This window comes from Cohnella thailandensis, from assembly GCF_014212135.1.
Classification (GTDB): domain Bacteria; phylum Bacillota; class Bacilli; order Paenibacillales; family Paenibacillaceae; genus Cohnella; species Cohnella thailandensis.
The window spans coordinates 24,917-35,197 of sequence record NZ_JACJVQ010000026.1 but is presented as its reverse complement, the minus strand read 5'-3'; the positions used below and the strand labels follow the sequence as shown (position 1 = coordinate 35,197).

Sequence of the window (10,281 nt, the reverse complement as noted above, 5' to 3'; positions counted from 1 at the left end):
GCGCCTCGCGCCGGCCCTGGCCGCCATGGCGGCGGCCGTCGCCCTGCTCGCGGCGCTGCTGGGCTCCCTGACGCGCGGCGTTCCGCCTCGCGCGGGCGCGCTCCTGACCGCGCTGCCGTGCATCGCGGCCGGCGCGGTCGTCTTCGCCGCGGCGCTTGTCGCCACGGGCGCCTTAGCTCCGCGCGAATGGCGGGCGCTCCCCGGCTGCGGGGCCGGCTCGCGAATCGACCGGCTGCTTCTTCGCCTGCGGGCGAATCGCGAATAAGATCAGCAATAAAACAACGGGAAGGATGATGGACGATGTCCCCCTCCATTACTATCGTCGGGCTTGGCTCCGGCGGCGAAGACCAATTAACGCTCGGCATCCTGAAGCGGCTGGAGAGCTCCTCCCACAGGTACGCCCGCACCGCCGACCACCCGGCCATCGCCGATTTGGCCGCTCGCGGCATCGCTTTCGAGTCGTTCGATACGCTCTACCAGAGCCATGACGCCTTCGAAGAAGTGTACGAAGCGATCGCGGACAAGCTGCTGAACTTGGCAGAAGAGCATCCATCTGATAGGATTATTTACGCCGTTCCCGGGCATCCGATGGTCGCCGAACGCACGGTTCAGCTGCTCCGCGGCCGAACGCGGGACAGGGGCATCGATCTGGAGGTGCTCGGGGGAGAGAGCTTCCTTGACCAAGCCTTCGTGCGGCTCGGGTTCGATCCGATCGAGGGGTTCCAGCTTCTTGACGCTTCCGAGCTGCGTCGCGAGCATCTGCGTCCGCGGCTTCATACCGTCATCGGGCAAGTGTACGACGAGTTCACCGCCTCCGACGTGAAGCTGAGCCTGATGGGCGTCTATCCCGACGAGCACCCTATCGTCGTAGGGCAGTCCCTGGGCGTACCCGGCGAGGAGCGGATTCGCCGGATCGCTCTTCACGAGCTGGACAGGCTCGATAGCTACGGCAACCTGACGCTCGTTTATATTCCCGCGAGCGAGGATCCGGGCCTCCGCCGTCATTCGTTCGAGCGCCTGCACGAGATCGTCTCGATCCTTCGCAGTCCGGAAGGCTGCCCTTGGGATCGCGAGCAAACGCATGCCTCGATCCGCAAGAACTTCATCGAGGAGACTTACGAAGCGATCGAAGCGATCGACAACGACGATCCGGACGGCATGCGCGAGGAATTCGGCGACGTCATCCTCCAAGTGCTGCTGCATAGCCAGATGGAGGAGGAGCTTGGGGCGTTCGACGTCTTCGACGTGCTCGCGGAGCTGAACGACAAGCTGATCTTCCGCCATCCTCACGTCTTCGGAGGCGAGAACGCGCAGGATGCCGAGGAAGCGTTGCGCAACTGGGAAGCGATGAAGGCGGAGGAGAAACGGCGCAAGGGAGCCGCGAAGCGGCAATCCCTGCTGGATGGAATTCCGAAGGATCTTCCCGCTCTGCCGAGATCGTACAAAATTCAGAAGAAGGCGGCCTCCGTCGGCTTCGATTGGCCCGATCTGACCGGCGTGTTCGGGAAGGTAGAGGAAGAGCTCGCGGAGCTGAAGAAAGCCATCTCGGACGAGTCTCGCGAACGTCAGAAGGAAGAGCTGGGCGACCTGTTGTTCGCGGTCGTCAATATCTCCCGGTTTCTCAAGGCCGACCCGGAAGAAGCGCTCGCCGGCACGAATCGCAAATTCTCCTCTCGATTTCAATATATTGAGGAGCAATTACGTATAAGAGAGCGTTCCTTTGACGAGACTGATTTAACAGAGATGGAAGATTGGTGGCAGCAGGCCAAAAGCCTTAAATAACCGGCGATTTGGCCTCGATTCCGCACAATCCTAGGCATTTCATCATATTTCGCGAAATTTTTTGCGAATAAGGCAGGATTTTTTTAACAGAGGACAGAATACTATTCATCGTGTTACTGCAAGCCTGACTTTCCATGCGCCTAGAGGGCGCTTGGGCCCACATTTAAAACAATCTTTTTGGGAGGAATTTTTATTATGAACAAGACTGACCTGATCAACAACATCGCCGAGAAGAGCGGATTGACGAAGAAGGATGTAGAATCCGTTCTGAACGGCTTCCTGGGCGAAGTTTCCGACGCGCTTGCTAAGGGCGACAAGGTTCAACTGATCGGCTTCGGCACGTTCGAAACCCGCAGCCGCTCCGGCCGCGTAGGCCGCAACCCGCAAACGGGCAACACGATCGAGATCGCAGCTTCCAAGGTTCCTGCGTTCAAAGCCGGCAACAAGCTGAAGGAAGCCGTTAAGTAATAGATGCGTCTTGATAAATACCTGAAGGTGTCGCGCCTCATCAAGCGCCGCACCGTTGCGAAGGACGTGTCCGATCAAGGGCGCGTCCTTCTCAACGGAAGGGAAGCTAAACCGGGAACCGTCGTCAAAGTCGGAGATACGCTCGAGATCGGCTTCGGCCAGAAAATTCTGACCGTCAGGATCGAGCGTACGGCGGAATCGGCGAAGAAGGAAGACGCGGAAGGGATGTACACGATCCTGAAGGAAGAAACCCGTAAGTCCGAACCTTTGCTCTAATGGAAAGAAAGCTCGCTCAAGCCAGCCGATGGCTGCTTGGAGGCGGGCTTTTTTTTTTGACGATGCCTGCAAAAGGAGAGAGGAACATGACGCACGAGCCCAACGATTTTGCTGCACCTGCCGGATTCGCCGCCAAAGGCCCGGCCGATCCGTCATTCGCTTCCGGCTATGTCCGCTCGCTCGAGCTCTTCTTCCGGAAGCATGCCAGGCCCGAGGCGGCGGACGCGATGGAAAATTATATGAAAGGACAGTTCCCGTTCCTCGGCCTCAAGCAGCCGGAGCGTCTGGCTCTGACTCGGGATTTCCTGGCGGAGCGCGGCGTTCCGGCCGGAGACGAGCTGAGGAGCGTCGCTGAGGCGTTATGGGAGCTGCCCGAGCGGGAATTCCACTATACGGCGATCGTGCTGCTGGAGAAGAGGATGAAGCAGGCCGATCCCTCGTTCGTCTCTCTCTACGAGAAGCTGATCTCGTCGAAGTCCTGGTGGGATACGGTGGACCTCCTTGCCTCCAAGCTGGCGGGCCGGCTGTTCCTGAGCCGTCCCGGGCTGGCTCGAGAGCGTATACCCCTGTGGATCTCATCCGATAACCTGTGGCTGCGGCGATCGGCTGGGCGCTCCGGGAATACGCGAAGTCCGACCCGAGGGCGGTCCGGGACTTCGTCGCAGGCACGAAGCTCTCTCCTCTAAGCGTCAGAGAAGCCCTGAAGCACATCGGAAGCGTCACCTAAGTTCTAATTCCCGACGGCCGTCCATATGCTAGTCTCATAAGGAGGGGACGTGCCATGGAGCAAGGGAAGAACGCGAAGCGGCAGGAGATCCGGATGCTTAACCGCAAGATCATGGATATCACGGGCGTGAGCAACGTCGAAAGCTTCGACAACGAAGAATTTCTGCTGGAGACGGAGTGCGGATTTCTCACGGTGCGAGGACAGAACCTCCACATGAAGAATCTTAGCCTGGAGCAGGGAATGGTAACGATCGAAGGGCTCATTCACTCTCTGGTTTACTTAGACGGGAATACGGCCGCGAAGTCCAAGGGGCTGTTCGGGAAGTTATTCAAGTGAACGCCGCGATGCATTGGAATACGATCGGCGCCATGCTTCTTTGCGGACTCGCCATGGGCGCTTTCTTCGACGTGTACCGGGTGGCCTGCCACCGCTTCTCGGTAAGCCGCTGGATGATTCCCGGCTTCGATATCGTATACTGGTTCCTGGCGACGTTGCTCGTCTTCCATACTTTGCTTCACAAGAACTTCGGGGAAGTCCGCCTATACGTGTTCCTCGGAATCGGAATCGGGATCACGGGTTATTTCGGGCTGCTGAGCCCGACGGCTCTGAAGGCGATCCGGTTCGTGTTCCGCATGGCGCAGAACGTGCTGAACGCGCTGTGGAGAACGTTCCGGATACTGCTCGTCGTTCCGTTAATCTGGATCGTTCGCGCGCTCGCCCGCGTTCTGGAGATCCTATTTATCGTGACGGCGGCCATCCTGCTATGGACGTTCCGTCTGCTCTCCAAGCCGTTCGCCGGGCTCGGGCGCTGGACCTGGGAGCGGCTTCTGCCCGTCCGCAGATTATTAAGCCCTGTCGGGCGGACGGCTCGCAAGGCGCGCGATAAATGGCGCCAGGTCCTGGACGTATTCAGACGCAAGCCCTAATATCGACAACATTCGAACCGGAAGTGCGACGCAAGAAGGATATTTTCAAAATGAAAATCGTGATATACTATTTACACTACAAGGGTTTTACGGACATCCATGCGGCGAACTTGGACAAGAGGGAGGGCTAGGAACGTGGCATCGAATACGGCAGCAGCTTCGAATGCATCGGTCGGTGCGCGTCGAAGGCTTAAGCTTCTCTTGGCGGTAGTCGTCCTGTTCATGAGCTGGGCGATCTACACCTTGTTCATGCAGTACAATCAGGCTGCGGATCGGAACGTGCAGCTGATCGAAGCGAAGAAGCAGCTCTCCGATGCGCAAGCGAAGAACGTGGCACTCAAGCAGGAGGTTGCCCGCCTTAACGATCCGGAGTACATCGGGCAGATCGCCCGCAAGGAACAAGGGATGGGTCTCCCGGGAGAGAAATCGATACAGATGGAGAATTCCGCGCCTTAAGCCCTCAAGACGGGCTTTGGCGGGGGCTAGCGTCTGTTGACCTTGCTTTTCTCGATCGGTTATAATCGGCATAGCCGGACTTATAATCTGCTCGGCACACTTATGTTCAGGGAGGAACATCGGTTTTTATGGCCATTGAAGTGGGCTCCAAATTGGAGGGTAAGGTCACTGGCATTACGCATTTCGGAGCATTCGTAGATTTATCGGGGGGCGTTACGGGACTCGTTCATATCTCCGAAATTGCCGATAGCTATGTCAAGGACGTTCATGAACATCTCAAGATTAACGATGTCGTCACTGTCAAAGTAATTAACGTGGACAAGGACGGCAAGATAGGACTTTCCATTCGTCAAGCGGTGGATAAGCCTCCGGAATTGCAGCAGCAGCAGCCCCCACGTGGACCGCGCGGCGATCGAGGCGGTCGTCCCTTCAAACCGAGTGGCGCCGGCAGAGCGACTTTCGACGACAAGTTATCCAGATTCCTTAAGGACAGCGAAGAGAGATTGTCCAGCTATAAGAAGAATACCGAATCCAAGAGGGGAGGCCGCGGCGGACGCCGTTCCTAAACCGCGACCCCTTTCGATATAGATTGGTTGAAGTCCGAGCCCTCGATGGGGCTCGGATTTTTTTTGTATCCGGCTTGTTCGGATTGTTCAGCATGTTCAGCATGTCCGGCTTGCCTGGCTTGTTCGGCTTGTCCGGCCTGCCCGGCAGGAGAATCCAAGCGGTCCCGGTTCAAAAAATAGATCGTTCGGCGGGGAGAGTTTTCGCGTTCTTCCGGCACCGACAGTGTTGCAAACGTTTTAAACGGAGCGAGTTCTGCTGTCGGAATCGGACATAATGCCGACAGATTAAGCCGCCGGGATAGGGTCGCGAACGGCGGGCAGGGCAGGGACAGCCCTTGTCGGGCAAGGGTTCGCGGCCGTTCCCGAATAGCGTCGTCCCCTTGGCGGGGAGCCTGTCGGAAAAAACTTCTGGACAGGCAACGGCTTCTGACAAACTTTCATAAATGCCCCTCCTATAATTAGAGGCACACTCAAACAAGGAAGAAGAGGTGCGCATTCATGGTCAAGCCGTCCGTCGTTCCGTTTATCCCCCGTACGCAGCCGGATTCTACGCAAGGAAGCAGCAAGAAGAGAAGGCGATGGTTCGGGGCAAGGGGACGAGAGCCGATGAATTCTAGAAAAGAGAACCCCAAAACAAGGGGCTGGAGAGGAACCTGGGCTGCTTGCATGGAATGGCTCGGCCAGAAACTTTGGTTGTTTGGCGTTATCCTGATCGGCTTCCTTCTAGGCAAGGCGGTCATGTTGGAAGGAATGGCCCCCTTCGCCGTCGCCTTCTATGCCGTCGTCCTCTACAAGCGAAGGGAATATGCGGCTTGGGCCGCGCTTGCCTCGATCGCCGGAAGCTTCTGGTCGACGGATCCTTCGCCGGCGATCGTCTGCGCGGAGATCGCGATCGTGTATTTGCTCTATAGGGGACTGGAGGCGTACGAACGGGCGGAGATCGCTCACGCTCCGATCGTCGTATTCACGGCGACCCTGCTTGTCCGGTTGTTCTACACCGTGATGACGGACTCGAAGGAATGGCTTCCTTACGTACTTACGGCGGTAGAGGCCGCCTTGTCCACGGTGCTGACCCTGCTGCTGCTTCATGCCATACCGGTTCTCTCGAAGAAAAACCGAAGGGTCGGCCTTCGTCACGAGGAATGGATCGGCGCGATGATCCTGCTCGCCTCGGTCATGACGGGGCTCGTCGGCTGGACGGTCTACGGGGTAGGGGTCGACCAGGCGTTCTCGCGGTACATCGTGCTGTTGTTCGCGTTGGCGGGCGGACCGCTCATGGGCTGCGTGGCGGGAGTCGTGGCCGGAATCGTGCTGAGCCTCTCCGACCTCGGCCTCGTGAGCCAGATCGGAATGCTCGCCTTCGGGGGCCTGCTTGCCGGGTTGATCCGGGAAGGAGGCAAGGCCGCGACCGTGTTCGGCATGCTGCTGGGAACGTCGATGCTCGCGTTATACTCGGGCCGGGCGGAGGACACCATGTTATCGGTATGGGCGACGGTCGCCGCGTCGGCCCTGCTGCTCGCGACTCCGCGCACGCTCGTTCAATATATAGCAAGATATGTTCCGGGTACCGCGGATTATGCACGCAATCAGCAAGATTACGCGAAGAAGGTGAGGGACCTGACCGCGGAGCGCGTCGAGCGCTTCTCGGAAGTGTTCCGCCAGCTCTCCCGAAGCTTCCGCCAGATCACCTACGCGGGGGACGCGGCCCGCCAGAGCCAGGACTTCGACCACTTCGTCAGCGCTGTGCACGAGAACAGCTGCAAGGGCTGCCATCGGTTCGGCCAATGCTGGGACAACCAGTTCTTCCAGACGTACAAGCTGATGACCGATATGATGAGCGCCATCGAGGCCGAGCCGGACCTGTCTCCTTCGAAGATTCCCAAAGCGTGGGCTCGGCATTGCGTCAAAACCCCGCAAGTGCTGGAGGTGTTGAAGAGGCAATACGACCTGTACCGCCACGACCTGCATTGGCACAAGCAGCTGCAGGACAGCCGCCTGCTCGTGGCCGATCAGCTGTCCGGCGTGTCGCAGGTGATGGACGATCTCGTCAAAGAGATCCGCCGCGAGGCGAAGGAGCTTGTTCGCCACGACGAGCAAATCAGAGAGGAATTGGATAAGTTAGGCCTGGACATTATCAGCGTCGATATTATCAGTCTGGAGGAGGGACATATCGAGATCGAGCTCGTCCATTCGTTCCGTCCGGGCTTCGACGAGAGCCGGAAAATTATCGCTCCCCTGCTGAGCGATATCCTTGGCGAGAGCATTGCCGTGACCAGCGAGAGAACCGACTCTCCGGGCGGAGACCGGACGACGGTCACCTTCGCATCGGCGAAGGCGTTCGAGGTCGAGACGGGAGTCGCGGGAGCGGCCAAGGACGGGGGATGGCTGTCGGGAGACAGCTTCAGCATGGTCGAGCTCGGGAGCGGGAAGTTCGCCGTGTCGCTCAGCGACGGAATGGGGAATGGATCAAGAGCGAGAATGGAGAGCAGCGCGGCGCTTCACATGCTGGAGCAGCTGCTGCAATCCGGCATCAACGAGCGTCTGGCGGTGAAGTCGGTCAATTCCGTTCTGCTGCTGCGCTCTCCGGAGGAGATGTTCGCGACGGTCGATCTGGCGCTGATCGATCTGCATACCGCGCAGGCGACGATGCTGAAGATCGGCTCCACGCCGAGCTTCATCAAACGAGGGAAGGAGGTCATTCCGGTGTCGGCGGGCAATCTGCCGATCGGAATTCTGCATGACATCGAGATCGACGTTCTGCAGGTAGAGCTGCAGCCGGGGGATACGTTGATCATGATGACCGACGGGATCCTGGACGCTCCGGGACATGCCATCAACAAAGAGCTGTGGGTCAAGAGGGTGCTTCAGGAGATATCGACGGACGATCCGCAGGAGCTGGCCGACACGCTGCTGGATACGGCGCTTCGCCAATATCCGGGGGGCGGAGGCATCCGCGACGATATGACGGTAGTCGTCACGCGCATTACCCGGCACCAGCCCGAATGGGCATCCTTCCGCTGGCCGGGCATCAATCGCCAAGAGCGACCTAGGACGGTGAGCTAAAATGAGGCATCGGAGAATGGAACCGAGCGTAGATGCTTATATAGGCACGAGGATGGACGCAAGCCTGATTCCGGCAAGGCAACCGGTCCCGGACGCGAGACGGAGGAAAATGGAACGGACATGGCGGAGAAGCATGCAAGCGGGAGGTTCGCGGAGAGCCGGGCAAGCCGGACGGCGGAACGGGCATCGGCAGATTTTCGGCGGAATCGGCCGTCAGGGCAGCATTCTGACACGGGGGCCGTAATACAATTGTCTGGGAGGCGGTTAACGACTAGGAGGGAGAACCGATGAGCATGAGGGACGTTATCATTATGAGCTTCAAGGAGGACAGTAAGGCACCGAACAACCCCGTGCTGCCGGTGATCTTGTACGAAGGCGCGTTCAAGGGCAATACGAGCCGAATCGAAGGCGTATTCAATCGTCATGATTGGCGCAACAGTTGGACTGGAGGGGTGTACGACTACCATCATTTTCATACGAATGTCCACGAAGCGCTTGGAGTCGTTCAAGGATGGGCGGTTCTGAGGCTCGGGGGCGGGAACGGGTATGACGTGGAGCTTCGGCCGGGAGACGTGCTGGCGCTCCCCGCGGGAACAGGCCATAAGAGGATCTCGGCGAGCGCCGACTTCCGGGTGGTCGGGGCGTATCCCCGCGGGATGAAATGGAACCTATGGACGTCCGAGGACGGAGAGAGGGCGCTTGCGCGCGCGGAGATCGCGCGGGTGCCCCTGCCGGACACCGACCCGGTGCACGGAGCGGACGGTCCCTTAATCGATTATTGGCGGCCAGCTTCCCCTATGAGGCAGGCGATCGGCGACGAGGAGCCGGCTTAACGGCTCGGAAGAAGACATCCTTTACGAATAGAGAAGACCGCCAGACCGCCCATTCGCGGTCTGTTTGGTCTGTCCGCAATCCGCTTTACGCAATACCTATGCCTCTTCTCCCCTTCGCTCAGAAACGCCGACGCCGTAAGGGGCGGAGCCTGCGCCGCCCTCCGGGAGACCGTACATCCGGGAGAGGCCGGCGACGGTCCGGCGAATCGCCTCCGCCAGCTCCTCCGGACGGACGGCCAAAGCGGAGGAGCCGTAACCGAGCAGCAGATCGTGCGCCGAATTCAGCGTATGGAAGTCCGCTTCCGCTTCGACCCATCCGTCCTCTCCCAGGCTATGACGGCGGATGCGGACGTAACGCTCCCCGGCGAATCGCTTCCAGGCTTCCGTTCGAATCCGGACGACCGAAGGATACCAAGGCAGCGATTCCTTGAACCGGGCGGTGGACCGTTCCCACCACCGAGCCAGATCGAAGCCTTCCGGTACCTCGAAGCGTTCGTCCAGAAGCTCCGCGTCCAGGAGCCGCGAGACGCGATACGTGCGCAGCCCTTCCTCTCCGGAGCTTGACTCCGGAGCTTCGGGGACTTCGGGGGAGGCGACGAAGTACCAGGTGTTGAGCTTCGCCACGAGACCCCATGGACAAACGATCTGATCCGCCTCCCGCTTGCCTTCGGCGGCGGAGTCGTACCGGAGCCGGAGCTTGCGCTCTTCCCATACCGCCTGCTGAACGACCGGAAGATAGGGAGAGTACGACCGCGGTTCATGCCAGCCTTGAACGTCGATATGCAGCCTCTGCCGAATCCATTCCGCCTCCGTGCGAGTCGCGACGGGCAACGCGGATAGAAGCTTGGAGAGGGCCGAGCTGCCCGCCCCTTCCATGGCAAGCTCTCGTACGATACTGGAGGTCTGAAGGACGAGCAGAGCTTGGATCTCGTCCGAGGTTAGCCCCGTCAACTTCGTCCGGTAGCCTTCGGGCAGCGTCCAGCCTCCGTTGGCTCCGCGTTCGGCGGAGAGCGGAATGCCGCTGACGCAGAGAGCTTCCATGTCCCGCTGGATCGTGCGCTCGGACACCTCCAGCCGCTCGGCGAGCTCTCGAACCGTCGCCTTTCCATTCGTCTGAAGGATCAGCAGTATCGCCAATAGCCGGTCGGCTCTCATCCGCATTCCTCCTCGTTTCGGCTTCAATC

Annotated in this window: 11 protein-coding genes and 2 pseudogenes; 12 read left to right on the top strand and 1 reads right to left on the bottom strand. The window is 59.4% G+C overall.

Annotated elements, in window-relative coordinates:
- The 12 genes and pseudogenes from H7B67_RS27805 to H7B67_RS27750 form a co-directional block, all read left to right on the top strand.
- A pseudogene (locus tag H7B67_RS27805) lies at positions 1-265 on the top strand (polysaccharide biosynthesis protein); the annotation flags it as partial.
- A gap of 35 nt (positions 266-300) precedes the next feature.
- Positions 301-1,782, top strand: coding sequence for a bifunctional methyltransferase/pyrophosphohydrolase YabN (gene yabN / locus H7B67_RS27800; protein ID WP_185123158.1), 1,482 nt, complete (start codon positions 301-303; stop codon positions 1,780-1,782).
- Positions 1,783-1,977: 195 nt separating this feature from the next.
- Entirely contained in the window at positions 1,978-2,250 is a 273-nt protein-coding gene (locus H7B67_RS27795) for an HU family DNA-binding protein (protein ID WP_185123157.1), read from the top strand.
- A 3-nt stretch (positions 2,251-2,253) separates the two neighbouring features.
- On the top strand, positions 2,254-2,526 hold the full coding sequence (locus tag H7B67_RS27790; RefSeq protein WP_185123156.1) for an RNA-binding S4 domain-containing protein: 273 nt from the start codon (positions 2,254-2,256) through the stop codon (positions 2,524-2,526).
- Positions 2,526-3,253: pseudogene (locus H7B67_RS27785) on the top strand (DNA alkylation repair protein). The gene H7B67_RS27790 and the pseudogene H7B67_RS27785 overlap by 1 nt, the downstream one beginning before the upstream one ends.
- Positions 3,254-3,307: 54 nt before the next feature.
- Positions 3,308-3,589: a sporulation protein YabP gene (gene yabP / locus H7B67_RS27780; protein WP_185123155.1), complete on the top strand. Its 282-nt coding sequence runs from the start codon at positions 3,308-3,310 to the stop codon at positions 3,587-3,589.
- Entirely contained in the window at positions 3,586-4,179 is a 594-nt protein-coding gene (gene yabQ / locus H7B67_RS27775; protein WP_185123154.1) for a spore cortex biosynthesis protein YabQ, read from the top strand. Before yabP ends, yabQ begins: the two co-directional genes overlap by 4 nt.
- Before the next feature lie 135 nt (positions 4,180-4,314).
- A complete protein-coding gene (locus H7B67_RS31045) occupies positions 4,315-4,635 on the top strand; it encodes a septum formation initiator family protein (protein WP_185123153.1) in 321 nt (106 codons plus the stop codon).
- Between the two features lie 128 nt (positions 4,636-4,763).
- Positions 4,764-5,201: a S1 domain-containing RNA-binding protein gene (locus tag H7B67_RS27765; protein WP_126956963.1), complete on the top strand. Its 438-nt coding sequence runs from the start codon at positions 4,764-4,766 to the stop codon at positions 5,199-5,201.
- Positions 5,202-5,807: 606 nt separating this feature from the next.
- Positions 5,808-8,264, top strand: a complete 2,457-nt coding sequence (gene spoIIE, locus H7B67_RS27760; RefSeq protein ID WP_245364121.1) for a stage II sporulation protein E — start codon at positions 5,808-5,810, stop codon at positions 8,262-8,264.
- A 16-nt stretch (positions 8,265-8,280) separates the two neighbouring features.
- On the top strand, positions 8,281-8,508 hold the full coding sequence (locus H7B67_RS27755; RefSeq protein ID WP_185123151.1) for a hypothetical protein: 228 nt from the start codon (positions 8,281-8,283) through the stop codon (positions 8,506-8,508).
- Between the two features lie 43 nt (positions 8,509-8,551).
- A complete protein-coding gene (locus H7B67_RS27750; RefSeq protein WP_185123150.1) occupies positions 8,552-9,097 on the top strand; it encodes a hypothetical protein in 546 nt (181 codons plus the stop codon).
- A 96-nt stretch (positions 9,098-9,193) separates the two neighbouring features.
- Here H7B67_RS27750 and H7B67_RS27745 read toward each other — a convergent pair whose 3' ends face one another.
- A complete protein-coding gene (locus H7B67_RS27745) occupies positions 9,194-10,252 on the bottom strand; it encodes a helix-turn-helix transcriptional regulator (protein WP_185123149.1) in 1,059 nt (352 codons plus the stop codon).
- Between the last annotated feature and the right edge of the window lie 29 nt (positions 10,253-10,281).

Coding starts and splice junctions, on each gene's coding strand:
- yabN (WP_185123158.1), top strand. CDS start 301: ATGTCCCCCTCCATTACTATCGTCGGGCTTGGCTCCGGCGGCGAAGAC.
- H7B67_RS27795 (WP_185123157.1), top strand. CDS start 1,978: ATGAACAAGACTGACCTGATCAACAACATCGCCGAGAAGAGCGGATTG.
- H7B67_RS27790 (WP_185123156.1), top strand. CDS start 2,254: ATGCGTCTTGATAAATACCTGAAGGTGTCGCGCCTCATCAAGCGCCGC.
- yabP (WP_185123155.1), top strand. CDS start 3,308: ATGGAGCAAGGGAAGAACGCGAAGCGGCAGGAGATCCGGATGCTTAAC.
- H7B67_RS27765 (WP_126956963.1), top strand. CDS start 4,764: ATGGCCATTGAAGTGGGCTCCAAATTGGAGGGTAAGGTCACTGGCATT.
- spoIIE (WP_245364121.1), top strand. CDS start 5,808: ATGAATTCTAGAAAAGAGAACCCCAAAACAAGGGGCTGGAGAGGAACC.
- H7B67_RS27755 (WP_185123151.1), top strand. CDS start 8,281: ATGGAACCGAGCGTAGATGCTTATATAGGCACGAGGATGGACGCAAGC.
- H7B67_RS27750 (WP_185123150.1), top strand. CDS start 8,552: ATGAGCATGAGGGACGTTATCATTATGAGCTTCAAGGAGGACAGTAAG.
- H7B67_RS27745 (WP_185123149.1), bottom strand. CDS start 10,252: ATGAGAGCCGACCGGCTATTGGCGATACTGCTGATCCTTCAGACGAAT.